Origin of the sequence: Marinococcus halophilus (assembly GCF_900166605.1) — a bacterium.
GTDB lineage: Bacteria > Bacillota > Bacilli > Bacillales > Marinococcaceae > Marinococcus > Marinococcus halophilus.
Genome location: NZ_FVZD01000003.1, coordinates 19,016 through 45,048, shown reverse-complemented (window position 1 = coordinate 45,048; position 26,033 = coordinate 19,016). Strand labels below are relative to the sequence as shown.

Below are 26,033 nucleotides of genomic sequence, written 5' to 3'. Positions count from 1 at the left end.
AGAATAACCCCAATTCATGACAACCCCGATGCAAAGTTCAAAATCCAGAAAGAGCATAAGGGAAAAGTGACCCCAGACAAGCTGGGGTGTCCGGCAGTGCCGGACTTTTCGTGGGTACGTAAAAATTGCTCTTTGTGACACTTGTGAGACAGCACTGTGACACTTGTGAGTCACACAGACCCCTTTGTGACACTTGTGAGACAGTTTCAAAGGCTTTTATTGCAGGGGTCCGGTCAAAAAATGACCGAAAACCTGTTGTTTATTGAAGCGAAATGCTTTCCTGTTTCTTGCGTTCTTCGTAACTGTCGATGCGTTCTTGTTCCATTTGAATCTGTTCGTTTAGCGCATCTATATCGCCCTGGAGCTGTTTCTTTTCGGTTTCTAAAGAGTTCAAATAGCCGTCCGTTTCGGTTTGTTCTTCGTCCGTTTGATACGCTTTTTCCTGTTCCACTTGATTGGCTTCTTCTTCAAGATCAGCGATCTCTTTCTTCAACGTTTGGCGTTCCTCTTTCTTCGTTTCAATGGTTTGTTCCGTATCTTCAATGAGTGTGTTCATAATATATTTCACGTAGCCGTATTCATCATCGGAGGATATTTCTGCTTCTTCGACTTTCCGATAATCCGTGTATAGTTGAACCACGTTTTCGACTTCTTCCGTGTTCGTTTCAGCATCCGAATCGGTTGCGGAACCGTCATTTTCTTGTTCTTGCTGTTGGTCAATTTGAAGCAATACCTGTTCATAATTCTTGTCTAATTGGCTGATTTCAAACACCGCATAGTCGTTCATCTGATACGTTTTTTCGACCGGAACTTCTTCTCCGTTGGACCGTTGTTTGCTCATAAATTGTAACGAATCCTGTTCAAAACGAAGATCGTTCATGTCGATCACGACCTGCATGTTATTTTTCTCTTTGTCATAAATCCAGTCCAATACTTCCACATTATCCGTTCCACTGGTGGTGATTTCTTCGCCAATCGGAGACGCCTGAACGTCGATCGTTTCCTCCATGTACATATTCGATGTACTGAATCCAATGAAGCCTAATACCACCACCGCTGTGATCACTCCGAACCATTTGCTGGTCTTTTTGCGTAAGTTCACCCGGTCTTTATTCAGCATCGAATCCTCCTTCCGTGTCCGAAATATCTTCCATGCGTTGCGCGATCCATGTGCCGTTTTGTCGTTCAAAATGTACTTTCATTAAGATCGGACTGGTTTCATCTACGCCGGTTTCCTTGTAATGAATCTGATGATCGAGCCGCACGATCACTTGGGCGTTTTCGGCATCATCCATGTTTTTAATGAAATATTCTTCGTTCGCAATATCGGTCGTTACTTCGCCGCCTCCATACATTTCCGCAGAGAAAAATCGGTCCATGAGTTGATCGCTCATGATGCTTTCCGCTTGTTCTTTTTGCTTCGCATAGTTATCCGTGGTATGCACAAAGGCTGTATTCATAAACGCAGCGGTCTGGCTTTCCAGTTCATCGAACCGGGCTTCCCGTTCGGTCTTGGACTGATACTCGACCTGTTGTTCTAAGGCTTCGTTATTTTCTTCTAATTGGCTGATTTTGCTTTCTAATTCGTTCGCTTCGGCTTCTGTGGGAGCGTCCGTTTGATTGCTGAAAAAGAAGAAACCGTTGAACAACAATAATAGAAAAAGAAGCACAATCGAGAAGTATTTAAAGGTTTTGAGCGTCTCCATCCTGTCCCTCCTGTTAGGAAGAAATGCGTTTGACCCGACCGTTAAAGTTGTCGCCCCAATAGCCATCTTCCATGCTTTCAATCGCTACGCCCGTGCTTCCCTGCGAACCGATAAACTTGCCGTCTCCGGCATAAATCCCAACGTGGCCGTCCAGTTTATAGGTATCGAAAAACACCAGATCGCCCGGTTGGGCGTTCGAGTAATCGACCCGTTGGCCTTTGGTTTTGAGCGAATCCGTGTTCACCGAGCCGAGGTTTCCGAGTTCCACCCCGACCTGTTCATACGCCCAGAACACGAAACTCGAACAATCAAACCGTCCGGCCTGTTGGTCACTCCGGGTACGGCCACCACCAAACACATAGTTGCTGTTGCCAATCCATTTTTCGCCTACTTGAACGACTTCGGCCACATCTCCGGTGATCTGTGTGGTTGCCGTGTTCGTGACGTATTTCATGACCGCATCGACATACCCAATATCGCCATAGCAAGCGCCGGTTTCCGCACTTTCCGGCCGGATGCACGAATAGTTTCCGGTGCTTTTGACCTTCTGATATTGTTGCCTAGAAAACTCAATCGCTAGGTCCTTCGAGTATTCGCCGTCATTGTTGGCGTTCGCATAATCAATAAAACCGCCGCCGAAATTGTAGCTCTGAAGGGCTAATTTCACGTCGCCGTTGGCATCTTCAAGCACCTTCGAGAAATACCGGACGCCCTGTTCAATCGAGCGTTCCGGGTCATCAATCGTGTTCGGAGGAAGGCCCAGCGATTCGGACGACTGCATGATGTCGTCCACCCGGCCGCCGGATTCCTGCATGGATAACGCCATGAGGACGTTGACGTGATCGCTGACCCCAAATTCCTCCGCATACTGTTCATAGACGGGCCGCAGATTTTCAATTTTGGCCGAGATATTTTGTGTTCCTCCGGCCACGAATGTGCCGTTCCCTTCGCTGTTATCGGAGGAAGTCGTATCCATCATCACTTGAAAGAATCCAATCACCATCACCGTGAACAGGACGACCAGAAGCGCCGACAATCCGATGATGATACGCAGTTTTAGTGTGCCGAGTTTGAGTACCGCACCCCCGGCTTTGGCGGCTCCTTTGGCTACCGTGTTCATGGTCTTACGCCCCTCCCCCGAACAGGTCTAGTTCCTGTTTGCTGACGTCCACTTTCATTTTGATGTTCTTCACGGACGAAATGGAAAGCACCACTTCCCCTTGCGATAAGTAGGGAATCTGCCCCAGTTCCGAATCGTTGAGCTGGCCCGTAAAAATCTCTTTCAACCGGGGGAGTGATTCACTATCCTGTTCGCCAATGAATTTGTACTGCGTGAGACTGAACAGCTTTTTGACTTCTTCGGCCGCACTCTGATCGGCCTTATCGGGAACAAAATCTTCAATGACGTGGCTCGCAAAGAACAGGCCGCCGAAATACTTCCGGGCTTCCCGCATGAAGGTTTGCAGGAAGGTAACGCCGTGTTCCGACCCTTTTCGAGTATTGATAATGTGATGCGCTTCATCTATCAGAATCAAGTACCGCACCGCATCCTCAAACCGCAGACGGTGTTTGTTGAAGGCTTGCAGTTGGGGTTGCCCGTTCCCGAGCATCCCGTCCCAAAGCATGTTGAGGACGTTGAACAGTTGGGCTTGAAAGACTTCGGATGACAGCTCCGATAAGTTCCGCAGATGAAAGGCCACAAAGTCCTCTTTATCAAAGTCCATCAGACTGGAATGAGCGTTAAACAAACGGCCGTAGGTTTCCACCAAGTTCTTGATGTTGAGTTCAATGTTTTCCAGCCGTTCCCGGCGGTGAACACTCACGTCCTCGTTGACCAGTTGCTTGTCTTTGTCGATATAGAGATCATCTTGAATCATCGTCAGCAGATCACTAAAGATCGGGTATTCCTCCGGCCGCCGTTCGGTGATGTTGTTTTCTTCCGGGTCGATGCTGTCCGACCACAAGCCCTGTTCGATGTACAGGCGGCGCAGGGTGTTCTGAAACTCCTTGATTTCCTCGTTTGCCACATCCGGGCTGATGAAACGATAAAACACCTGCATTTTCGAAAGGTGCTTCGCAAAGGATGCTTCCTGTTTAATCGCCCCTTCGTCCGTGGTTTCGGACCGATACACCTGCAAGGGATTGATCGAGCCGTCCGAGCCATCCAACGCAATGGTTTTGCCGTCTAGGGCTTCGGCCAGTTCCCCAAATTCCCCGGTGACGTCCAGAATCCGTACCTTGTGGCCTTTGATCGCATTGTCGAGCGCCATTTTTTTCAGCAGCGTGGATTTTCCCGACCCCATTTTGCCGATCATTAAGGCATTGTAGAACTTGCGTTGCTTGTCCTTATGAAACAGATCGAAAATGACGTTCCCGTGGGTGTCCGTTGTGCCGTAGTGCGTCCCGAACGGGTCATCCAGCGACGTATAGTGGAATGGAAAGCCCCCGGCGAGGGACAGCGCCGGAAGTTCAATGCCCTTGCGTTTGTTTGGGTACTTCATCTGGTGGGAGAAGGATTCAATCAGACTGCCCCATTCATACTCCTGTTCGTTCAGAAAGACCGACCCCCGGAAGTTCAGGGCTTCCAGATCATCAATCACCTTTTTCACCGTCACTTCCAGTTCGTCTAAGGTCTTGCTTGAAACATACAGGCGCAGGACAATGCGTTTCACGACTTCGCCCTGCCGGATTTCGTTGTAAATGCCGGAGAGTTCTTCAAACGATTCCGTGGCTTCAATCGCATCAGCCGTTTCTTTGGCCTGCATCGTCCGGGTTTTTTGTTCGGCCATGCTTTTGTTTAACTTCGACATGACCTCCCGGCGGTTCGGCGTGGCTACGTCTAGAGCCGCAATGACGTTCGGCATGTTCATAATCTCTTCGAGCCAGAAGTCATTGACGATCGTTTGAAAGTCGTAAATATGCACACACGTTTCGTAGCCGTCTCCTTTGCGGATATAGCTTTCGTTGAACTTGATGCCGCCCTGCGGCTGGATTTCACTTAACAGCTCGCGGTTATAGCCCTCGGTTTTCCCTTGTTCCTGTTGTTCTTCGTCTTTTGGCCCCCGTACTTTTTGCATGATGGATGCGAGCATGCGTTATCCCCTTTCGTGCGTATGACGGTTTTTGGAGTTCAAGTTATTTAATTTATAGAGAATATTGATCTTCTTATCGTCCGTGAGCCGAATCACCGGGGCCACGGCTTGCAGTTGGCCTTCCACTTCGGTAGTCCGGGATTGAAGCGTGTATTCATCATCGGCATAGAGGAATAAGAAAAATTCCCGATTGGTACGGCGTTGTTCGATGAATTGGAGTTCCTGGAGCTTCTTTTCTAAAAATTGCCGATACTGCGGCTTACTTGTCTGTTGCATCTTTTCAAGGATATGCCGTTGTTGCGTGGACGTATCCACCGGAAAATCAAACGGAATGATTTTAAAATCGTGATTGTACCACTGTAAAAAGGTCGCAAAATGATAAATCTTTTTGGTCTTATCGCTTTCGTTCAAGGCATAAATATCGCTCGATTCAAGTTGCACAATATCCATGTAGCCTTTCTCGTCCGAGAGTTCCAGAAAGCCGTTGCCCGTGAGATCAATCACGGACGCTAAATCGGCATAACTGGATGTCACTTTCGGCTTGGGTGCTTTTTTTCGTTTCTGGACTTGATCGCTTTCGACAAAGATCGCTGTTCCTTCGTTCTCCGATCGCTTGAATCGACCATATTTTTCTTTGAATAGAGCCATTTACGATTCGCTCCTTTCTGTGTCCTCCGGTTCGTCCACCGGAGAGTAATCAACGGCCGTGTACGTGTCTTTGCGGCGCATGATCGCATAGTACACGGCTTGATAGATGCGGCGTTTCGGATTACTGGCGGGCCGTATCACGAGCAACAGGGCCAGGAGCAACATGAAGGCGTAAAAGCCCCAGATCAAGTTGCCGTGGACCAGATTGCTCATGACCATCGTGAACGGGATTAACCCGATCAGTAGAAGAAAGTCCGTCAGATACATCCATTTATTGATTTTCAGTTCGGTACTCATGTCTTTGGGGATGCGGTAAGACGCCATGTGCGGTCCTCCTTACGTCCGTTTATTGTTTCGTTTGACGGTTTTCCGGGTGTGTTTCCCGAGATCATAGTTTTGGGTGCGTGGGGCTTGCTGTTCCGTGACCCGTTCCCGGCGGTTCACCCGGCCTTCGGTCTGCCGATGCGTGACCGACTGTTGCACGTCCTGTTCGGTGTCGTTGCCCTGATGCTCGACCTGTTGGTCTTGATGAATAGTTTCCTTGTTCGTTCCTCCCCGGTGTCCCTGTTCGGTGGAGCGTTCATGCCGGACACTGTTTCCTCCGGCATCATTTGATGCAGATGCCGGGGCGCTTGGTCCCGGTCCGGCCGAGGATGACGGCGTAGGATCTGCTTGACCTCCGTGGTCGCCGCCGGACGTGTACGTGGTATTCACCCGGCCGCCGTCCTGTCGGTGGTTCGTGGCCGTTTGGACTTCTTGTTCCACGTTTTGGGTACGGCTGCTATCCGTTTCCTGCGTCACCTGTTCCCGGTGGGTGCTGTCGGAACTGTTGGACGGTCCCTGTTCATGCCGGACACTGGACGTGTCTTGGCCGGAGGTATTCGCCCCAGCCGATGCCGGAGTGTTCCCCGTGGACGGCGTTTCCGGGCTTCCGGCGTTGGCCGCCGCCCCGGTCTGGTTCGTCTGGACGTTGCCGCCCGAAGCTGACTGTTGCCCTTGAACGGTCTGGACGTCTTTTTCTACATTTTGGGTATTATTGGTATCCACTTCCTGCGTCACCTGTTCCCGGTGCGTTCCAGACGTTCCGGCGCTTTCGCCTTTGACGTTCTGAACGCTTGCCGTGTCCTGCCCGGAGCCGTTCGCACTAGCAGACGCCGGAGTGTTCCCCGTGGACGGCGTTTCCGGGCTTCCGGCGTTGGCCGCCGCCCCGGTCTGGTTCGTCTGGACGTTGCCACCCGAAGCTGACTGTTGCCCTTGAACGGTCTGGACGTCTTTTTCTACATTTTGGGTATTATTGGTATCCACTTCCTGCGTCACCTGCTCCCGGTGCGTACCAGTCGAGCCCGTATTTTCGCCCTTCATGTTCTGAACACTGGCCGTGTCCTGCCCAGAGCCGTTCGCACTGGCTGATGCCGGAGCGTTCCCCGTGGACGGTGTTTCCGGGCTTCCGGCGTTGGCCGCCGCCCCGGTCTGGTTCGTCTGGACGTTGCCACCCGAAGCTGACTGTTGGCCCTGTACCGTTTGCACGTCCTGTTCCACGTTTTGGGTACTGCTGCTATCCGTTTCCTGCGTCACCTGTTCCCGGTGCGTTCCGGCCGAGCCGGTATTTTCGCCTTTCATGTTCTGGACGCTTGCCGTGTCTCCGGTTTCAGCGTTGGCACTAGCAGACGCCGGAGCATTGCCCGTGGACGGTGTTTCTGCAGAAGCTGATTCGCCAGCCGCCCCGGAGTGGTTCGTCTGGACGTTGCCGCCGGATGCTTCCTGTTGGCCATGAACGCTTTGCACGTCCTGTTCCACGTTCCGGGTGCTGTTGCCGTCCGTTTCCTGTTCCATCCGTTCCCGGTGCGTCCCGGCCGTTCCGGTGCTTGCGCCGTTGATGTTTTCCACACTTTCCGTATCGCCCGTATCGGCGTTCGCCGTGGCCGATGCCGGAGCGTTCCCGGTGTCCGGACTATCGTCCGTGTCCGTTGCTTCGGTTGGAGCCGGAGAAGAAGTCGCCTGTCCGTTCGTTCCAGACGCCGAGCTGTTCATGCGTTGTTGGGCTTCAAGGTTCGATGCGGATGCCCCTTTGGAGCTGTTTGCTTGGTCGTTGGCCCTGCCGTTCGTCCGGCCTTCCGTTCCCGTGGCTTGCCCTTCTTCTTCGTCCATTTCTTCATGCAGAGAAGGAATGGAACGTTGATTGCTGTTCGCATCGTTGGATGATGCTTGGCTCTCCTTCGTATCGTTGGATGAGGACCCCGCCGATGCACCGGATGCCGATGCGGAGCCGTTGGCTGTCGTTTGATCGCCTTGATCGGTGACGCTTTCGTTGGCCGTGTCGTTGCCCTGGCTGTCCGTTCCGGTTTTGTTGCCCCGGTAGTCGGCCATGTTTGCCACGTTTCCGGTTCCTCCCGAGCCGGATTGCCCTTCGGCGGCCTGCGACACGTTCTCCCGATCTTGGCCGTTGCCGTTATTCTGGTTCGAGCCGGAGCCGCCCGAGCCGCCGTTGCCTTCTTCCTTGTTTTTGCTCATTTTGTCGCTGATGTTTTTCACACTACTCATACCGGCTTTGGTGGCCCCGGTTGCGCCTTTAGCGGCCGCATACGTTCCGGCCAGTGCGCCCCAGCTGGATTTCAGCCCGGCGTCTAGGCCAAAGAGCCGTTCGACAATGTTTGGTCCGTCTAACACGGCCACACTAAGCCCGATCATGCCGAGAACGTACACCAGACCATCGGTGCTGTCGTTCAGCATGTCAGCCCCGATCATATAGATTTTTAGGGATAAAAAGACCATGATCGTCACCATGAAGATGCTGATGATGTTCTGGACCACCTGTTTCATCCGTTGCCCGGAGTGCATGTCGGACGCCGCCACGAGCGGAGCCAGCACATAGTTAAAAGCCAGATTGAAAAACAGCGTGGCGAGTTTGACGCCAATGATCACTAAGACGGCCGCCACGACCGTCAGTGTGGCAATCAACGGGACCCAATCGACCTCATAGCGATAATAGTATTCCTGCGTAATACTGGAAATCCACCCGCCATCTTCAAGGTCCACGACTTCCCGTGTACCGTCCGGCAGGGTCTGGATTTTTTTCGAGACAATATCTTGCCCGTCATCCGATAAATCATCTTCACTGTTGATCTTCGTATCTTCATTCAGTGGCGCATTGATCGTAAGGTCTTGGGCGTAGGACGGATTGATCTTATTGCTTTCATCCAATTCCGTGGTTTCCCATTCATTGATGTCATAGAGCGCCGCATCGGTGATATTATTCGTAATCGCTTCATCGGCTAAGGTGCTTGTGCCGTTCTCAAAGTTCACCGCATCCACGGCTTGGTCCGTAAATTCATTGGCCTGATTCATCCCGACCGACAAAATGGTCATGATCGCCAGCGCCATGAAGATGTTCGACACCAACGCCGGACGGTTCACGGCGTCCTGTTTCAAGATAAGCAAATACCCAATAAACATAAGGTTGATTGCCATAAGAATGACCAACACGGGTTGCATCGTGTTTACAAATTCCGTGATCTGCGGATTGTCGTATAAGAGTTTCAGCCCCAGCATCGAATCCGTGATATTCTGAAACGCATCGACAATCCATGCCATGCCTTTCACAAACATCCATGCCATCATGCGGAGAAAGTCGATTACGATTGTTCCTTTTGTTAATTCATCTGAAAACCGTTCGAGATATTCAAGTATTTGTTCATCGTTCACGGCGTTCCCTCCTTTCGGCCCGGTCTAGCAGGTTAAAAACTCAGCCACGCTTGTTTCGACCGCATAATCGTATTCATCCACCAACACATCGAGATGACCGGAATCATCCTCTTTGGCTTTCACTTTGACCGTGGCATCGGTGAGCCGGATAATCAGTTCGCCCCCGACCTGTATATCCTCAAAATGATTTAAGACATCAGTTAGTCGTTGAAGAGACAGGTTCTGCATCGTTTGTCGCTCCTTCCAGTTCCTTATGATAATCCCGGCGTTTTTTCTGAATCATATTCCGCATCCCCTTAATTAATCCTTCCTTCAATGCCCCTTCGTTCTGCCAGTCGTCTAAGTATTCTTCCAGTAGACCGATCGGCAGATGATGAATGGACGTATCGGTGTGTTGTTCCACCGCCGTGAGCAGGTTTTGATCGTCTAAGACGTCTTGGACGATCGACTGTTCAAACGCCATCGCTTCCTCACTGATTTCAATGCCCTTATCGGGGTTTTCTCCGTTGTCTTGGTTGCTGTCGGCTTCCTCCTGTTGTCCTTCCGGGGAAGGCTCTTGGGGTTGATGTTGCTTTGGACCGTCTTGGTTGGCCGGGCCATAATCGGTGTTTTCGTCCTCAAACCGATAAATCACTTTTGTCAGATCAAGCCCCGCATGGTCACAGGGAATATCAATGTCCTCCAGGTCGGTGTCGGTATTAAATTGGTCACTCAAATATTCATATCGGAATTTCATCCGGGTCTTGCCGTGGTTGTAAATCGGGTACGGCGTCACGTTCTCCCGGTTCAAGTCCTCCCGTTTGATGCCTCGGTACACCACCATTTCGCCCGGTTTTAATCGGCCAAGTTCGGACGCATCGAGCAGGCGGCGGCCGTCCGTCCCTTCGGTCTTGTTTTTATCCGTACTAAGCGTACTCCCGGACCGGCTGTTGGAGCTGATCGTTTTTTCCCCCAGCAGTTTGGAAAATTCCTCGTTCGTCTCATAATCCGTGGAAAGCAGATACATTTTATTGGCACAGTTGCCAATGATGTTGTCGGCTTCCTTGTCGTATTTGTGCTTGATCTGCGAGAGGTCCTGCACGACCAGATTAAAATGAATCCGGCGACCGAGACTGACCGTAATCATGTTCCCCATGTCCGAGATCGAGGGCATGTTCCCAAATTCATCTAAAATAAAGATCACCTGCCGGATGCACTTACGCCCCGGCGTGAAGTAAGACGTTTTCGCCAGTTCGGTGTACAGCTGCTTGACGTAAAGGGACGCAATCACATGCAGGGAAGTATCATCATCCGGTGTTAATAGAAAGACGGCCGTAGGCTTCGTGAAGTGTTCAAATTCTCGGAGGGTCATCACCTCTTGGTGTTCGTTCTGAACCTTGTACGTGACCGTTCCGGTTTCTTCGTTAATGGCTTCGACCATCACCGTAAGCGTTGCATCCGTCTTGTGGTCGTGAAACGTGACGGTCTGGCCTTTTTTCAGTGATCGGTCATGACTGAACTTGAACAGGCCGTTCGTATTTGCCCGGGTTCGTTCCGTTCCTTCCGGGAATGTGGCCGTGACTTCCCCCTGCGCTGATGCAAAGCCCGTGATGTGCTTGCCAAACCCGACCTTTCGCATATCAAACGAATGGTACGAGGTCATTTTCGCAATCGGCGTGAGGGTGAAAATGCTCAACTTATCAAACGCATTGGCAAAAATCCCGGCCACCGTCTGGCCCGCCCCACTCGCGAATTTGACTGTGGCGTATTGAAGTTTGGCCGGGTGATTGCGTGGCAGACTGTCAAAGAAGTGGTCCAAGCCGGAAATCATCGTGCCTTTCTCGTCCGTTTCCTGTTGGCTTGCCAGTTCATTGAGGGTGTTTGCCACCGAATACATCGTGATTTTTTCCGGGTGGTCCGGCAGGTTCTTTTCACACAGCCCCAGAATCAGCGCTGTACATAAGGAACTGGCCGAATCCTGCCAGAATTTATCCTTCGCATCCGGGTCCGAGTACAGCATGTGAGCAATCGCCTTCGCATGTTGTTCAGCCTTCCCCAAATCGCCTTCCTCATAGGCATCAATCACCATCCGTAGGATCTGAAAACTCATGGACCGGATTTCCGGTTCAATCAAGTTCAGGGCTTCCACATGATAGCCACGGGCTTTTAATGTCTCTTTCGATGCCGCCAGAAGCTATAGTGATAGGTAAGATTTTGAGGTAATCTCCATCTTTTCCCCCACTTCACACCGTACGAGCGCGTTTCCGCGCATACGGCGTTCCATCGTTTCTAACTCACTCTTTTATTCTTATGACGGTTTGATCGGTTCTAAGCCAGATACCTGTCGAAGCTCATTCAGTTTCTTCAAGTGCTTAGGAGCCAACATAACGTGCTGAAGGCACTCTTGGATCTTCTTCGTATCCGATAGATGAATCAATCGATGAATGAACGTATCAACAATGACAAGGTTAGCGTAATGATCACTGCCTCCTCTGGATTTTGGCTGAATATGATGGCAATGGATGCGATCGATTCCAATAGGCTGGCCAGTGACAAAGCACTTTCCATATTGCGCCACATATTTAGAGATCCGGTTATCATTGTATTCAATGCTTTGATTCTTCGAATAATGATTCATGACTTGAGCCAGGGCCCCTCGTGGCAGAGCACGAAGATCTTGGTGAATCTTCTTTCGCCCTTCCTTGGTGTAATTCGTTACATGCTGACTGAAGTTCCGAGGGTTTTTATGATGCACCCCTGTCACAGGGACAAGGCTGGCTTGTTGGATCGAGTAAATCTTTTTCCAAGGAGAAATTCCTCGAGCTCGTTTTTGGAAGCTGGCACTGGTGTCTTTGAATAAGATCGTTGTTGCACAGGTTCGAAATCTGGCTCTCATTGATTGTAAGAGAGTGTAATGGACCTCCGTTAAATTCATGTAAATGGTGGTGGCATACCGATAATAATTTTGTATTCCTCGCACTGTTTGATTAAATCGAAAAACATTTTCTGGTTTAGGGTGGTGTTGAATGTCCTTAATGCGGCGTTTAAGAAGGTGTTTGGTTTTCTGCAACGAGTGATCGTTCATCGAGCTTTTTACGACGTAACCGTGTTTAGACTGCTGTTGCTGTACCAGTTTTAACTTAAACCCAAGAAACTCCGAGGCATTCTTTTTCAAATTGATCACTCTGGATTTCTTAGTATTAACGGTTAATCCCAATCGGGATTGAAGAAAGTCCACCACAGCGTGATAATAGCGCTTCGATTCTCGGTAGCTTTTCGTCATGATCTTAAAATCGTCCGCATAACGAACAATGAAACCTGCTTTTAAATTCGTGTATTTTTTCGCATAGGCTCGAAAACCGATCGATACCGCTCGATGAGGCTTATACGTTTCCCATTGGGAACTAACCCACCAATCTAATTCATTTAAAACGACATTCGCTAATAACGGGGAAATAATTCCTCCCTGAGGGGTTCCTTCCTGAGGAACACCCTCTCCCTCAATCTCTGTTTTCAACACCTTCGAAATCATTTTCATCAATGATTTATCGCGAATCCCTAATTGCCATAGTTGTTTGAGTAGTTTGCCATGATGAACATGATTAAAGAACCCTTTAATATCAATATCCACACAGTAATGACACTTACCACGGTTAGCTAACGATACGACACGACTAAAGGCATGATGGGCACTACGATTTGGTCGAAAGCCATAACTATGAGGATGAAATTTCGCCTCACAAATCGGCTCTAACACCTGTCGTATCGACTGTTGGACCATACGGTCCCAAATAGTAGGAATACCTAGAGGACGCTTTTCATTCGACCCTTCTTTAGGAATCCACACTCGTCGAACAGGTTGCGGTTGATAGTTTTCCAACCTTTTTCGTACTTCTTGAACGATCTCTCGATCGTTCAAATGCCAAATATCTTGGATGGTTCGTCCATCCTGCCCAGCGGTTTTGCTACCTTTGTTGGTTTTGATGTTTCGGTATGCCAACCGAATATTTTGTTCTGCTCCGATCATTTTCATAAGTTGATAAAAGTTGTTCCCGTTTTGGCTACCCGAATATAAACGGTCATAAGCTGTTTGCATATCGTAATATTCGTGATAGCGTAGGTTCGTTTTCTTTAACATGGCCTGTAACCTCCCTCGTAGATATCTGGAGGATTACATCTCTTAGTCTTACTCGAATCCATGTTAGAACCAATACAATGAGTTAGTTATCAACGACTAGTGGCTATCCCTCCACGTGGATTAGACGTTTCATTGGTACTGTGCCACCACTTTCCTTGCCATAAATCAAAGTTATCATCGGATAAATTCGATGTTTCCTTTGAACCGTTTCATCGAAAACAAGCCCTCCACGTTGGCAAGTTACCACGTTCCGTTATTTCTATCTGTACATACACCCTTAGGTCTCCCCTATGAACCTGCTACCTTGAAACCGCCTGTAACGGCTTATGGATTTTCATAAAGGAGAGTCTTACTCATCCACAGTAGCGACACTTATTGTGTCCGAAAGCCTTTCGACTTCCTCCCGATATAGGTCCGTACGATCAGAGATTCGTCTACACATTACTTCAGTTCGCTGAAAGTTTCTCGTGTATTCTAACCCTAGGTGTTTTATAGACTTCCGGCCTATAGGGCACATCATCCACCGCTGAATGACTTTCGTTGATCCCATCGGGATCTTACGGTACCTCTCAGCCGTCTTCATCGAGCTTCATACATGATCGTTCTTGTTCACCATCATGCATGTCGAAGGATTAAAGGAAGCCCTTCCAGGCGTTACCCCTTCATTTGACTTCTCGAAATAACAGTTCACTGTGTTTTCACAGTGTCTAAGCTTTTCACTTAGAAACGTGTCGCGCCACCTTTTGGATCATTTAAAACCATCGACGCCTGTTGTGCGGCCCTTGAGTAGATGTCGATCATCGGAAACATGCCGATTTCGCCTTTACCACTCCGGGTGGTTCCTATCCATAAGTTATTGCTTTTGGAATCATCAATGTATATTTGATCGTCCTTCCGGGAGACGGGAACGCCGCCTTCGCCCGGAAAATGCGGTTCTTCTTCCGTGGCTTTTTCGGGAATTGCTTTGTACTGCTGTTGAATTTCTTTGAGCGAAGTAAAGCGACTGGAACCTTTCGACTGGCTTTCGGTAATATCTTTAAAATTACTCCTTAGTTTGTAATAGAAGATGCCGCCCACGATCAGCGTTGCCACTCCCATGAACAGGTAGCCAAGCGCCGGAATGTCGGACGTGGTGAATAACAGCCCCAGGAAGTTAAACGACACGCTGGGAGGGTCCGGGTTGCCAAGCCCTTGAAGCAGGTTGCGAACGTTCGTGATGCAAAAATTAATCAACGTATTGGATAATAGAAAAAAGACCAATGCCCCGAGCAACGCTAAAATGCCATGGGCTTTTTTTGTTTTGAGTATCTTCATGCTGTCCCTCCTTTAAAGGTCGTCCCGTTGCTGTTGGGCTTCTTCTTTCTCCTGTTCCAGTTTTTCGATCTTATCCGCATCCTCGTCCTCGTCCAGTTCGTCGATTTGGCTGTTCAGATCGTCGATCGTGGACTGATGCTCTTGATAGGTGTCGATCGTGTCCCGAACGGCATCATTCTGGTGGTTCTGGTACACCTGTTCAGCTCCCTCTACGTCCTCTTGATGCAGATAGGCTTTGGCCAGCATGTTACTTCGGCGGTTCGTCATGTCTACGTTGTCGGTGTTTATCACCTTCTCGTAGTTGCCGTTCTGATAGGCCAGTTCAAATGCCCCTTCGTCCGTTGGAAACGCATCGTGATAGGCTTGGAGCGTGTCGGTATTTTTGTTCAATCGAACAAATTCCACGGCCGTGGCTTTGTTGTCGAATAGGTTGTTCATCTGTTGAAACTGGTCCTTGTCGGCCAGAAAACTCGCATAGATGTTTCGTTCCTGCGTGGAGAGATCGTCCGGGTTTTTGTCTTTGTAGTAATCCAGTAATTCCTGTTTGTCTCCCATGAGCGCATCTTGATAGGTGCTGACTTTGGCTTCCTGCGTTTCGTTGGTGTTGGTCACTTCCTGCATTTCCGCACTCACGGAAGATAATTGGATGATAAAGAAGGAAAACAGGCCAATGGACGTGAGAACGAAAAACGCCGCCACGCCGTACACGGTTTTGCGTTGCCACCGTTTGAGCCGGGACACATAATTGGCATCCACGTTCTCGTTCGATTGAATCTCTTCCTCGAATTTATATTCTTCTTCTACCAATGCTTCCATATCTTCCAGAAACCCGAGCCGCATCCGTTCTTTTTCCTTGCTTGTCCGAATCTTCGGCAGGTTCTTCTTAATGTGCATGAACAGGTTCGGTGCTTGTTTGCTACCGAACGTGAACGTCCCTTCGTACATTTCTTTATCCAGTTCATCGTCCAACACGTAGAAATAGGCCGGAATCGTTTCCTTCCGGTCCCGCATGTCCATTTCTACTTCCTGTGAGAGTTTCACGGCTTCATCAAACGGAATCCGTTGATGCCGGGGGATTTTTTTGTGAGTTCCTTTGGTGAAATTGACATACAGCATGTGCTGACCTCCTAAAAAAAGCATGAAAAAAAGAGCCGCAGAACGGCTCTTGCTTCGATGCTATTTATTTTAAAATTATGACGTTAAAAGGAAATATTGGAATCAATGGATTGAGCTAACCCGTAAGCGCCCATCACAACGACCAGACCCACAGCGGCGCCGATAAACCAACCGACTGATTTGGTCCGGCCCCGATCACCGCCGAGAATCAAGTAATAGCCTCCCACGCATAGCGCAATAGCAGCGGCAATCAGCCCCAACGTTTGGGCCATGCTTAGAATATCTTCCCCGGTCGAAACAAGGCCGTCTATGCCGGCCGCCCCTATGGTGAACGATTGAAGCATTAATTCTTTCATCGTACCCCTCCTTCGGGTGGTTTAGTATCGTTCAGATGGTTCTTCGGTATTCGTTTGCGGTGCTTCATTGGCTGGCGATTTCTCGTTACTATCCTCGTCTAAGCCGACAAAATCCAGCAAGTGATCGTCAATGTATTTGGTGTGCTGTTCGTGCAACCAATCTTCATAATTGACGTTCTGTTTTTCCATCATCTTTTTTGCAATGTCTTTCTTTTGTTTCTGTTCCTTTCGTCCTGCCACGGAGACACCTCATTTACTCAGCGTATTTTTCCACGAAGGATTGGAGTTCGCCCTCGTATTCTTCTCGTTTGATGTCGTCCTCGTCCACCTCAAACTCTTCCAAGACTTCTCCATCCTCGACATACACCACATCGTCACTAGGATGAATTAAATCCCTGTCTCGACTGTCATCATTGGCCCGGTCTTTCGTTGCTTGGTCATACTCCCACCCGTTCGTATAGGTGAGTGTGGCACTGGTGTTCTCAAATGCCTGGAACACGTTGTCTTTGGCTTCGTCTACATCCGGGCTGTAAATATACATCGCAAACCCGGTGAAATCGTCGGCGTTGATCGTTTCCTTAAATTGATCGTAGTCCTCGATTTCTTCCGTAGACGACCCACCACAGGCCGACAGCGTGAGAACGGAACCAAGCAATGGCACAAGAGCCAAACGTTTTATTACCATTAGAAACATCCTTTCCTGCATATTTCACCCCTTTCCTTCTGGTTCGGTGTCGGGGGGACGTACGCTTTATGGCTGAAAGCGTGAACCCTATGGAAACCTGCGTACGGACGGAGCCGTAGCTTTCCAATGCACAACGTTTTAGGCATAGCACGAAGAACCAGAACAAAAGCGGCATTTTACGCCATCGGAGTAGCGGCGAGCTTTAGGCTGGAACTCGCAAACCTGCATCAAAATCGTATATCCTCCAAACCATGCCGGGTAATCAGAAGGACACGCCATATGCAGTTGTAAACATGCTATTGATGTAATACCAACTCTTCCTCTGGTTTTTTTCGTTTGGCAATCTGACAGCGCTGATGATTCTGTGCAGAACGTACTCGATAGTAAATGTCGGCTAATCGAGCGATTTTTCCTTTCCGTTCCACTGCCATGCTACCTTTTAGTTCATAGTATTCCCCATCGAATGTGTGGATGAATTTGGCTCGAAAAGCCAACTCACATGAGGAGACTCTCTGTTGTTTTTGATTCATTTCCCTCACCTCGATATGAAAATCCGTAAAAATTATTATCTTTGTTATTTTTATTTGTTGTTGTGAAATCCTTTCTTTCCATTTCTACATTTATTTTAATTAAAAAGAAAAACAAAAGGGAGGGTTAAAATACTAACCCTCCCTTTTGTTCTAGTTGCTTACTCACTGTTTTGAGATTATTAAAAGCTTTTGGCTTTTTTAACCTTTTTCTTCGCCTCTCGGAGTTGCATTTTTATTGTCTCAGGCGATTTAATAAGCTTTTGGGCAATATCCCTTTTTGTACATCCCTTCTTGTGAAGAGTATAAACTTCCTTCTCCGGGGGCGTCAGATCACGCATATCCTTTTCTTGACGATAGGATTTCAATAATGTTTGTGCTGCATCCCCGTGAATGAGAGGTTTTCCTGCATAAACACTTTGGATCATGATTGGTAAGTCTTCATAAGAATTTTTGGTAATATAATTTACCGCACCAGCTTGAAAGGCTTCATCTATCGTTTCTTCATCGTCCCACGATGTTAGGACGATTGCATGATTAAACGATCGTTCTCGAAATGCTTTCGTAAGTTTCAACCCTTGTAATTCCTCTTGATCCTTGTCTAAAGATAGATCAATTAAAGCAACATCTATTTGTTTTATATCTATGGCCAATGCTTCTTCATAACTCTTGGCTATCACTGAGACATGCATCCCGTCTTGCTGTTCTAAATATTCCGAGAGCAACACGGACCATATAGAATCATCCTCAATGATAGCTACTCGTATTTGGGGCATTACTATACCTCCTAATTGTGCCAGGCGAAAACCAGACATGTTTGGACTTTGGAAACCATAACGAAAAGGTAGTCCCACGGTTTTTCTGACTTTGAACTGTGACGTCTCCACCATGCTGCTGCATAATATTGAAACAATAAGTTAGCCCTAAACCATAGCTTTCCGTCTGCTGTTTTTTCGAATAGAACGGATCCATTACTCGCTGGCTTTCTATTTTATCCATACCTGGACCGTTATCTGTAATATCTAGCACCATATACTTTCTCGCTTCGTACACATCGATACTTATATCTCCATTTCCTCTCAGTGCTTCTTTGGCATTCTTAACAATATTATTAATGACTTCCTGAATATGAATAGGATCACCATAAAACAAATGTTTAGAACGAATGTGAGTATGGATCTCAATATTGTCGTCTGCTAACAAAAGTTCTTTTTGAGCAGCTTTTATTAACAGATGCGGATCGAAATTCTCTCGACGTAGTTCAATAGTATCTAATTTACTTTGTACTCTTTGCGATAGTTCACGCAAATGCTGGGTGGTTTGCTGCATCATGTGAAGGTTTTCGCGCTGACTTTCTGACAGTAAATTCTGATTAAATTGTTTGACCATTAAATCCAATTTACTTACTTCATTTTTAATTGCGTGATTAAATAACGACGTACCGGATTTTTGTGCTTGCACACTGCGTGACTGCTGCACAAATTGCACTTGAACACCGAGAAATCCGTATTTAACAACAAATACGCAAAACAATATAAATTGAAATCCAATAATATAGGTATTGTATCGCCACATACCCGAAATATTCATAGCTTCTAAAAGAATGTTTGTTACAAGTGCAAAAGAAAGAATGGGAACGATAATAATAGCTGTTAATATTTTTTGTTTTTTAATCGATAGCCTAGTTTCTTTCCATCCAGTGTATACAAGCAGACCGTTGCAAACTAAAACATAGGGGGCGACCCACACGGCAAAAAATTGATGGTTCAGTAAAAAATCAGGATAAATTTCGGTTGAGAACAACATACTTATAGCAGGCAAGAGAAAAATAATGGTCCATATTCTTTTTGTTCTTTGGTTTTGAAGTATGCCACTATAGATAAGCGCAAACATTAAAACAGCTACCGGTGTCCAGAAGTGGCCCACCGAGCTCAAAATACTATCGGCAATAAGAATATGGCTAGGCCGATCCGTACCTGCTCCTAATACACTAGCCAAACCACCAGCTCCACCACCGAACCCGATCGAAGCAGCCCATCGTGTCGTCTCACTATATGGATAAACAGCGATTAACACCAACGCCATGAGCCAAAGCAAAATAACTAGTACTACCATGTTATTGAGGTCCTAAAGATTTTTGAATAAATGCCTTGGCTTCTTTCGCAATAGCCCGTTTTTTAAAAACAAACCCTGCATGACCGCTATTGTATATCGAACGTGCCGGACGCCCCCAGGTTTCCCATAATTTATTTGCATCTTGATTACTTACGTATTGGTCATGCTTTGCACTCATAAGTAGGATATTATCTTGAGGTATTTTAGGTGTTGCTTCGCTTGGATCAATGATACGCCAATACTCCGCTAAATTCTCGTACTCTACCCCATGATCTTTCAAATCTTGTTTGATGTACTTGCCAGCCGGCGTGTGATAAATAGCGTATGACATACGATTAGCATAGAAAACAGAAATCAAGACATCAATCTTTTCTTCCAATGTGGCTAATAAATTAGAAATAAATCCACCTAAACTAATCCCAACAACAATGACTGGTCCACTATGATGCTTTTTCAGCCATTTTATTAGACCTCGTAATTCTTGAATGGTCTGCTGGACGGTATCAATCGTTCGAGCAATATTAGCAGAAATCATCATTTCTCCACTATACGAAGAAACTTCAGGCTCTCGTTCTAAGTGATATGGCATACAATAATAAAACATATTCCATCCTTGCTTTTGAAACGTCTCGTGAAAAATACTTTTTGTACGATCATGTGAATCTGCTCGCCATCCGTGGACAAAGACAATGTTAGGAGCCGACACATGTTGAATATACGCTTCGCCAGACAAAATTTGATTCTCTTTATGCTCTGCTTTGATCGCACTTTGAGCTTGAAATGTACCCTCTAAATAATTTTTGTTTGGAAGAAGGTTAAATGAAAGATCAAGATCGGTCGCAGCATAAAACTGTTCTCGTTCGTCTTGACTCGGCACTCGATTAGGAGGAGCATATTGATAATTTTCACTTTTGACCTTGTGAAGTTGATTTAAAGCATATTTATCGATCCATTTTGCTATCATGATTTCAATCATCCTAACTAAGTATTAAATCTAATTAAAGAATAGCTGATTATTTATTTTCTCGTCTTTCAGCCAACATTGCTTTGAAATGTGCTTTCTCTATTTCTAAATTTGAATTGTTACCTGTATCTAAAGCAAAAGAAGCATTTTCGTAGGCAAATAAAGATGTGTCTGTTCCCCCATCTTGATTCATTCCTTTATTCTTACTAGCGTCCAGCCTTGTTTGAGAAGCTATATGCCTTTCTATTTCACTTTTAATCGTGATAAACAAGTAATCGCTAGGTTTATTTATTTTAGGATTGGTTTTTATATTTCTAATTGCGTTTTGAAGAATTGTGAAGATCGTTTCTTCATAATTCTCTAATAAAATTGATTGACTATTATCTTTTTCTACTTGATTTTTCGCTCTAAATAAAACGCCAATCCACTCGTACAATTCTTGATAAGAATCACTAAAATTATCTAATGCATAAAAGATTTTATTTGGGAGTGCAGATTTTAAACTAGCTTTTAGCAGTTTTTCTTTATTCTTTTCTTTATCATTATATTTTTGTTTAGGAGAAAAACCTTTAACGTTCGTTTCTTTTATCGTTTCTTTTTGTTTCTTTTTATTAAAGCTATTATTGTTTAAGTTGGTACTGTTAGTACCCAAATTATCGGTACTTGGATTAACCGTACTCGGTTTTTTAGGGTATGGATCCGTATCCGAAATTTTCGGGTACGGGTTACTTTCTTCCCTTTTAGACTCTATTGGAACAGCTAAAATAGAGTATATATTTCGGTCAAATTTTGATCCTTCTTTACGTTGCCGTGTAATACGAATATATCCGCGATCAACTAAGTATTTACGCCACTTATAATATGTATCTTCTGACATACCTAATTCATCGCATTGAAGACTGACACTAGGGAAGGCAGTCCTTTCACCATCTCCACCTGTTCCAGCAAATGAGCACATATAAGAATAAATAAGTTTTGATTGTTTTGGAAGTGTTTTATCACGCATAACTTTTTGAGCTATTAGTCCATAACCATTTTCATAGATAGTGCCCTCAAATTGAATTACTGTAGCCATACAAAATTCCTCCTTCTAGATATCCCTGCTAGAGACTCCCTAGAAAGAGGAATAAAATGCAAGTATAGGCTCTTCTCTTACATTTATTCATGACAAACTTTGAAAAACAATTTATAAAATTTAGCAAAAGGTTCAAATTTTTTCATCTCTATGATACGCTAAATTTCAAGATGTTTTTAGAGAGATCTCTGTTTATAGTACCTAGGCGGCCAAACCGGATACTATGAGCAGGGATTTTTTCATGTATAATTTTTTATAAAGTGCTTCATTTAAACTTCATTTAATAATAGCAATAGGCTTTTTTATTTATCCCCCCTATTAATAAGAAGAATTGTACGAAATAGAATTTAAAATTTGTTTCGTTAAGAACAATCGTATATTATAATAATACACAGTAATTGTAACGTGTATTAAAAAGATACACAATAAGCAGGAGGAATTTCTTTTGTCTCAAATTGTAAATATGCGATACCCTAAAGAATTATTAGATCGAATTGATAAATTTAAAAAAGATAAGGGATTTCAAACTCGTACCCAAGCAATTATTTATCTATTGCAATACGCATTGGAGCAATCTGAGAAAGACAAAAACAAATAAAAGAAGTGAGTATCTAACTCCTTGATTCTAAAAAAAGCTTAGATACTCATTTATTTAGTAATCAAGTTCGTTATTGAATAATATACTATTATGTTTCATTAAACTGAAACATAAATTTTTAAGTTTATGTATACATTTAAATTTCAATAAACTATGGCGTTTACATTTTATATTATGTATACTTTTAATAGAAACAATTACATAAGCGGGGTGACACGATGACGACAACGATCACATTTGGCATTCAAAAAGGTGGCGTCGGAAAAACATTAACATCTGGAGTGACTGCCTATCTTCTATCTGAGGCAGGCTACAAAGTACTTTGTGTAGATATGGACTCCCAGGGCAATCTAACACAGTTTATATCTGGCATTGATGATCTATCCGAATTTGAAAATGAAACCGTATTAGAAGCAATCAAAGAGCAAGATGCCAGGCCATATATCAAAGGAATCAGCGAGAAACTGCATCTACTTCCTTCTGACGACTACTTGGCGACCATTGGCCAGTTTTTGTACCAGGAGTATGATGGCAACCGTTCCCTTGCATTACATCGCACTCTTGAGCCCGTACATAAGTTTTATGATTTTATCATTATCGATACCCCTCCCGCTCTTTCAGAGCAGACGATCAATGCACTAAGTACCTCTACGCACGTAGTGATTATGTTCGAAACCAGTAAATTTTGTTATTCAGCTGTCCCTCGCTTTATTGATACTGTTTTGACAACTAAAGAACGGCTCAATCCAGACCTTGAAATTGCAGGTATTCTGCGAACACTTGCTGATGCTAAGCGAGTGGATTCCCAGGCAATGATTCAATTAATTGAAAACGAGTATCCGAACTATGTTTTTGATACGGTTATTCACCGACGAGCGACAACAGGACGACTTCCTATTTATGGTCTCGTCAATAACTCGGAATCCAATCAGGCATTCAGTTATCATAAATCATTTGTAAAGGAGTTGATGGATCGTGTCAGAAGCGAAAAAACAAACTAATAAAGGATCAGATAAAGTACTAGAAAACATGACAAAGCGCAAACAAAGACCTTCTCCAGCTAATATGTTTTTTGATGACCAAGAGACGTCGGATAAAGACGAAGTAAGTGGGGAGCAAAACGACACCTCTGACGATAAAGAAAATTCAGAGGAAACCTTCTGGTCTAACTTTGGCCAAAAAAAGGAAAAGGTTGAGGACACCCATAAACGAGGAACATTTTTAATTCGAAAAGATCTGCTTGAGGAATTTAACCGCCTTGCAGAAGGCCAAGGCAAAGGCTTTAAAACGCAAGCTATCAATTACGCTTTAGAAAACTTGATTAAAGAAATAAAACAAAACAGATAAAACGTAAACAATAACGTAAACTGAAATGTTTCAGTTTACGTTATTGTTTTTTCAACGATTCGTATTTAAGCATGAGAAAGGCGTTCAGCAATTAATATACCGAACGCCTTTCTTAATAATTTATTTTGTTAAATAAGGTAGCCAATGATTTTTAATAGTCTCGAGCTCATCATTAGAATACCCTTCTTCATTTAATCGTTGTTCTAATTCATCTTCAACCATCCAATTCGGAATCGGGCCTGAATTATTTCCTGAATACTTTTTGATAAGATCTTTTACAATTAGTTCTGCCTTTTTAGGTTCTGGAAGGCTTTTCTCTCCGTATTCAATATCAGTAATTGATGATTCGAAGGGGAGTGCTTGGCTGGCTGCATAATCTCTCCGTATGGCATCTATTAATGCCCCGGCTAAATTATGAAATTGGGTTTCATTTTGAGAAGCAATGTGTTCGATGTTTCGAATAACTTTATCTTTTTCATGCTCTATCAAAAGTTTTTTTGCTTGTTTTTCATCAATTCCATATGTGGTGAGCAACTGAATGATTTCGTTGTTATCGTTCTCTTCTATTACATTTTCGACGTATTTGTCATTGGGTTGGATGGCAAACGTTAAAGCTGCTACCTTTCTTCCTTCTTTGATTTCTACATACGAAAACGTTAAATCCGTGTAATTTTCTAATTCCTCTTGGGCTTTTTTAAGAATGCGATTTTTGAAATTGGCATATGGTTCATATTTTCCTTCTTCGATATTTAATAGCTGCCGGAGTTCTGGGATGGAGTAACTCACCTGGTGGCGAAATTCGTCTTTTTTTAATAACTCGTACATCCGCATCGAATACTCGCTTCGCAAACGAAGGACGTTTCTTAATTTGAATGGCGTAAAGCGTTGTTTTAGTTCTAATAAGTAAGGTTTCATTTTTTGAGAAAATTCGAGCTCTACGCATCCTTGACCATGAAAATATTCGCTTGATGCTACCCAATTTACGTATAATTCCGATTTTTCTTTCTGGATATATGCGCCTTTTTGTTGCAAACCGAGCACGATATTCTGTACTTTTCGGTAATAGTTTTTGGTCTGAATACCGAGAATATCGGCGATATCTTTTACTTTTACTCTGTGTATTTTAAAATCGTTATCTTCTTTATGTATTAACGAAGCAAAGGCATAAATGATCCGGCGTTCTTGAATAGTGAGATCCTGGCGGGACATGATGAGATCGTTGGACTGTGTGACTGTATGCTCAGGCGATATTTCAGAGACTCCGGGTAAATCCATCTGTTCACTCACCATGCCGCTTCACTCCTCCCAGTTATTAGTAAGTTAATTATAATTACTGCTTATCTCTTCTGTCTACTCCTCTTTTTGTAATAGTTATTCGATGGAACAACATTATTTAATTTTTCACCTTGTTGTTTACATCGTTTATTTGTTTAACAACTAAATTACAATGATTAATAATTAGAGAGCTCTGTAAGCCCCTAATATCAAGGGTTTCAATTTTGAACTATTACACATTGAGGAGTGAACTATTACACATTGGGGAGTGAACTATTACAATTAAGGGAGTCGAACTATTACACATTGAGGAGTGAACTATTACAATTAGGGGAGTGAACTATTACACATCGAGGAGTAACCATTACATATTGGGGAGTTCAACTATTACAAAAAAAGGAGTGTACTTTTGTGAATTATATGTCTTTAACTATTACACATTGAGGAGTTTAAAAGTTATAAATGTTTAAATTTATTATTACATTTACGTAAATGTTTCAGTAATAATGGACATAGTATAAATGTTGAAATATTTTATTTAATCTTTCGAAGAACAAACTGAATATAAACTTAAATACCAATTATAAAATGCATGTGTTGCTAATAACTATTACACATCGAGGAGTGAATTTTAAGAAAGCACCCTTCGTCCAGAGAATTAATATGTCATAACTTCTAATATTAGACAGCAATGATTAAATTATAAAAAGTAAACATAATATATTAATAAAACTGTTACGTTTATGTTTACTTAAATATTCAACTATTATGTCTTTCATGATGGACTTTGAGAAGATCTAATATGATATTAAAAACTTAGTAAGTTATATAGAATGCCATCCAAAGGTAGGGAGTACTTAAATAATAAAAGCTATAATTAAACTATTACAAAAACGTTTTAGTTTATGTAATAGTTTATGTAATAGTTTATGAGTGAAAAATATAATAAGTAATCAATCATATAGAAAAAAGCCATTAGTTAGTGACTTATTATTGTAATTGAGAATGAAAAAGCACAATACCCGAAGAAAATTTCTAATGTGATAGAGGTCTAGGAGTTAGAGAGATTTGTTCAATCTCAGATGGCAAAAAAGATTTATCCGTTAGGAGACCGAATAAACAAATACAGAAAAAATAACGTCACCGGAAATAAATATTTTTTAGAATTCCACTTGTGAGGGCATCTGTTGGTTGTTAAGAAAAGGGTGATCGTCCGCTCTCTTTTTCTTTAGTGCACATATGAGCCGGCCATGGATTCTCGGCACGCGCCAGAATTAATAACTGCAGAAATTTCAATTGAAAGAGGAAAGTTGCCGACAACAGCCTCTATATTTTAGCTTACTTCATGAAGGTTATTCCTGAGTAGAGTAGGTGCCTCTGTGTTTGGCCCCGAGCC

Annotated in this window: 23 protein-coding genes; 3 read left to right on the top strand and 20 right to left on the bottom strand. The window is 44.5% G+C overall.

From position 1 onward, the window contains the following. Positions 1 to 259: 259 nt before the first annotated feature. The 19 genes from B5066_RS00385 to B5066_RS00290 all read right to left on the bottom strand — a co-directional run bounded on the left by B5066_RS00385 (position 260) and on the right by B5066_RS00290 (position 21,417). Positions 260 to 1,120 (bottom strand): AAA family ATPase, encoded by an 861-nt coding sequence (locus B5066_RS00385; RefSeq protein WP_079473988.1) that lies wholly within the window; start codon positions 1,118 to 1,120, stop codon positions 260 to 262. Further along, complete coding sequence (locus B5066_RS00380) at positions 1,110 to 1,706, bottom strand: hypothetical protein (RefSeq protein ID WP_079473987.1); 597 nt, start codon at positions 1,704 to 1,706, stop codon at positions 1,110 to 1,112. Before B5066_RS00380 ends, B5066_RS00385 begins: the two co-directional genes overlap by 11 nt. Positions 1,707 to 1,719: 13 nt before the next feature. Next, the gene (locus tag B5066_RS16910; RefSeq protein WP_079473986.1) at positions 1,720 to 2,826 is read right to left on the bottom strand and encodes a bifunctional lytic transglycosylase/C40 family peptidase; all 1,107 of its coding nucleotides are present in this window, start codon (positions 2,824 to 2,826) and stop codon (positions 1,720 to 1,722) included. 4 nt (positions 2,827 to 2,830) lie between these two features. After that, the gene (locus tag B5066_RS00370) at positions 2,831 to 4,798 is read right to left on the bottom strand and encodes a VirB4 family type IV secretion system protein (RefSeq protein ID WP_079473985.1); all 1,968 of its coding nucleotides are present in this window, start codon (positions 4,796 to 4,798) and stop codon (positions 2,831 to 2,833) included. A 3-nt stretch (positions 4,799 to 4,801) separates the two neighbouring features. After that, complete coding sequence (locus B5066_RS00365; RefSeq protein ID WP_079473984.1) at positions 4,802 to 5,446, bottom strand: hypothetical protein; 645 nt, start codon at positions 5,444 to 5,446, stop codon at positions 4,802 to 4,804. Next, entirely contained in the window at positions 5,447 to 5,770 is a 324-nt protein-coding gene (locus tag B5066_RS00360) for a DUF5592 family protein (protein ID WP_079473983.1), read from the bottom strand. It lies immediately after the preceding gene. Between the two features lie 12 nt (positions 5,771 to 5,782). Next, a complete protein-coding gene (locus B5066_RS00355) occupies positions 5,783 to 9,148 on the bottom strand; it encodes a pLS20_p028 family conjugation system transmembrane protein (RefSeq protein WP_079473982.1) in 3,366 nt (1,121 codons plus the stop codon). A 24-nt stretch (positions 9,149 to 9,172) separates the two neighbouring features. Beyond that, positions 9,173 to 9,376 carry a hypothetical protein gene (locus tag B5066_RS00350; protein WP_022795084.1) on the bottom strand — a complete coding sequence of 68 codons (204 nt, stop codon included), beginning with the start codon at positions 9,374 to 9,376 and terminating at the stop codon, positions 9,173 to 9,175. Further along, positions 9,345 to 11,318 carry a VirD4-like conjugal transfer protein, CD1115 family gene (locus tag B5066_RS00345; RefSeq protein ID WP_425320074.1) on the bottom strand — a complete coding sequence of 658 codons (1,974 nt, stop codon included), beginning with the start codon at positions 11,316 to 11,318 and terminating at the stop codon, positions 9,345 to 9,347. Before B5066_RS00345 ends, B5066_RS00350 begins: the two co-directional genes overlap by 32 nt. 117 nt (positions 11,319 to 11,435) lie before the next feature. Continuing rightward, positions 11,436 to 13,265, bottom strand: coding sequence for a group II intron reverse transcriptase/maturase (gene ltrA / locus B5066_RS00340; RefSeq protein ID WP_079473980.1), 1,830 nt, complete (start codon positions 13,263 to 13,265; stop codon positions 11,436 to 11,438). Between the two features lie 720 nt (positions 13,266 to 13,985). Further along, positions 13,986 to 14,579 carry a P-loop NTPase family protein gene (locus tag B5066_RS00335; protein ID WP_079473979.1) on the bottom strand — a complete coding sequence of 198 codons (594 nt, stop codon included), beginning with the start codon at positions 14,577 to 14,579 and terminating at the stop codon, positions 13,986 to 13,988. A gap of 12 nt (positions 14,580 to 14,591) precedes the next feature. Continuing rightward, positions 14,592 to 15,695, bottom strand: coding sequence for a hypothetical protein (locus B5066_RS00330; RefSeq protein ID WP_079473978.1), 1,104 nt, complete (start codon positions 15,693 to 15,695; stop codon positions 14,592 to 14,594). Between the two features lie 83 nt (positions 15,696 to 15,778). Further along, entirely contained in the window at positions 15,779 to 16,051 is a 273-nt protein-coding gene (locus B5066_RS00325) for a hypothetical protein (RefSeq protein WP_079473977.1), read from the bottom strand. Positions 16,052 to 16,072: 21 nt separating this feature from the next. Further along, complete coding sequence (locus B5066_RS00320; protein WP_079473976.1) at positions 16,073 to 16,291, bottom strand: hypothetical protein; 219 nt, start codon at positions 16,289 to 16,291, stop codon at positions 16,073 to 16,075. A gap of 13 nt (positions 16,292 to 16,304) precedes the next feature. After that, on the bottom strand, positions 16,305 to 16,757 hold the full coding sequence (locus B5066_RS00315) for a hypothetical protein (RefSeq protein ID WP_079473975.1): 453 nt from the start codon (positions 16,755 to 16,757) through the stop codon (positions 16,305 to 16,307). 688 nt (positions 16,758 to 17,445) lie between these two features. Continuing rightward, a complete protein-coding gene (locus B5066_RS00305) occupies positions 17,446 to 18,039 on the bottom strand; it encodes a response regulator transcription factor (protein WP_179123989.1) in 594 nt (197 codons plus the stop codon). Continuing rightward, the gene (locus B5066_RS00300) at positions 18,011 to 19,378 is read right to left on the bottom strand and encodes a sensor histidine kinase (RefSeq protein ID WP_079473973.1); all 1,368 of its coding nucleotides are present in this window, start codon (positions 19,376 to 19,378) and stop codon (positions 18,011 to 18,013) included. The genes B5066_RS00305 and B5066_RS00300 overlap by 29 nt, the downstream gene beginning before the upstream one ends. Position 19,379: 1 nt before the next feature. Further along, entirely contained in the window at positions 19,380 to 20,342 is a 963-nt protein-coding gene (locus B5066_RS00295; protein WP_079473972.1) for an alpha/beta hydrolase, read from the bottom strand. A 49-nt stretch (positions 20,343 to 20,391) separates the two neighbouring features. After that, positions 20,392 to 21,417, bottom strand: coding sequence for a helix-turn-helix domain-containing protein (locus B5066_RS00290; RefSeq protein ID WP_079473971.1), 1,026 nt, complete (start codon positions 21,415 to 21,417; stop codon positions 20,392 to 20,394). Positions 21,418 to 21,862: 445 nt separating this feature from the next. Between B5066_RS00290 and B5066_RS16610 the strand changes: the two genes are divergently transcribed. The 3 genes from B5066_RS16610 to B5066_RS00280 all read left to right on the top strand — a co-directional run bounded on the left by B5066_RS16610 (position 21,863) and on the right by B5066_RS00280 (position 23,362). Then, positions 21,863 to 22,015, top strand: coding sequence for a ribbon-helix-helix domain-containing protein (locus B5066_RS16610; protein WP_179123988.1), 153 nt, complete (start codon positions 21,863 to 21,865; stop codon positions 22,013 to 22,015). A 218-nt stretch (positions 22,016 to 22,233) separates the two neighbouring features. Then, complete coding sequence (locus tag B5066_RS00285; RefSeq protein ID WP_079473970.1) at positions 22,234 to 23,016, top strand: ParA family protein; 783 nt, start codon at positions 22,234 to 22,236, stop codon at positions 23,014 to 23,016. Then, the gene (locus B5066_RS00280) at positions 22,991 to 23,362 is read left to right on the top strand and encodes a hypothetical protein (protein ID WP_079473969.1); all 372 of its coding nucleotides are present in this window, start codon (positions 22,991 to 22,993) and stop codon (positions 23,360 to 23,362) included. The genes B5066_RS00285 and B5066_RS00280 overlap by 26 nt, the downstream gene beginning before the upstream one ends. Positions 23,363 to 23,482: 120 nt before the next feature. Here B5066_RS00280 and B5066_RS00275 read toward each other — a convergent pair whose 3' ends face one another. Then, positions 23,483 to 24,652, bottom strand: a complete 1,170-nt coding sequence (locus B5066_RS00275; RefSeq protein WP_079473968.1) for a replication initiation protein — start codon at positions 24,650 to 24,652, stop codon at positions 23,483 to 23,485. Positions 24,653 to 26,033 lie beyond the last annotated feature (1,381 nt).

Bases quoted from the DNA above. Each gene is read 5' to 3' on its own strand.
- B5066_RS00385 (WP_079473988.1), bottom strand. From the start codon at position 1,120: ATGCTGAATAAAGACCGGGTGAACTTACGCAAAAAGACCAGCAAATGG.
- B5066_RS00380 (WP_079473987.1), bottom strand. From the start codon at position 1,706: ATGGAGACGCTCAAAACCTTTAAATACTTCTCGATTGTGCTTCTTTTT.
- B5066_RS16910 (WP_079473986.1), bottom strand. From the start codon at position 2,826: ATGAACACGGTAGCCAAAGGAGCCGCCAAAGCCGGGGGTGCGGTACTC.
- B5066_RS00370 (WP_079473985.1), bottom strand. From the start codon at position 4,798: ATGCTCGCATCCATCATGCAAAAAGTACGGGGGCCAAAAGACGAAGAA.
- B5066_RS00365 (WP_079473984.1), bottom strand. From the start codon at position 5,446: ATGGCTCTATTCAAAGAAAAATATGGTCGATTCAAGCGATCGGAGAAC.
- B5066_RS00360 (WP_079473983.1), bottom strand. From the start codon at position 5,770: ATGGCGTCTTACCGCATCCCCAAAGACATGAGTACCGAACTGAAAATC.
- B5066_RS00350 (WP_022795084.1), bottom strand. From the start codon at position 9,376: ATGCAGAACCTGTCTCTTCAACGACTAACTGATGTCTTAAATCATTTT.
- ltrA (WP_079473980.1), bottom strand. From the start codon at position 13,265: ATGTTAAAGAAAACGAACCTACGCTATCACGAATATTACGATATGCAA.
- B5066_RS00335 (WP_079473979.1), bottom strand. From the start codon at position 14,579: ATGAAGATACTCAAAACAAAAAAAGCCCATGGCATTTTAGCGTTGCTC.
- B5066_RS00330 (WP_079473978.1), bottom strand. From the start codon at position 15,695: ATGCTGTATGTCAATTTCACCAAAGGAACTCACAAAAAAATCCCCCGG.
- B5066_RS00325 (WP_079473977.1), bottom strand. From the start codon at position 16,051: ATGAAAGAATTAATGCTTCAATCGTTCACCATAGGGGCGGCCGGCATA.
- B5066_RS00315 (WP_079473975.1), bottom strand. From the start codon at position 16,757: ATGCAGGAAAGGATGTTTCTAATGGTAATAAAACGTTTGGCTCTTGTG.
- B5066_RS00305 (WP_179123989.1), bottom strand. From the start codon at position 18,039: ATGCCCCAAATACGAGTAGCTATCATTGAGGATGATTCTATATGGTCC.
- B5066_RS00300 (WP_079473973.1), bottom strand. From the start codon at position 19,378: ATGGTAGTACTAGTTATTTTGCTTTGGCTCATGGCGTTGGTGTTAATC.
- B5066_RS00295 (WP_079473972.1), bottom strand. From the start codon at position 20,342: ATGATAGCAAAATGGATCGATAAATATGCTTTAAATCAACTTCACAAG.
- B5066_RS00290 (WP_079473971.1), bottom strand. From the start codon at position 21,417: ATGGCTACAGTAATTCAATTTGAGGGCACTATCTATGAAAATGGTTAT.
- B5066_RS00285 (WP_079473970.1), top strand. From the start codon at position 22,234: ATGACGACAACGATCACATTTGGCATTCAAAAAGGTGGCGTCGGAAAA.
- B5066_RS00275 (WP_079473968.1), bottom strand. From the start codon at position 24,652: ATGGTGAGTGAACAGATGGATTTACCCGGAGTCTCTGAAATATCGCCT.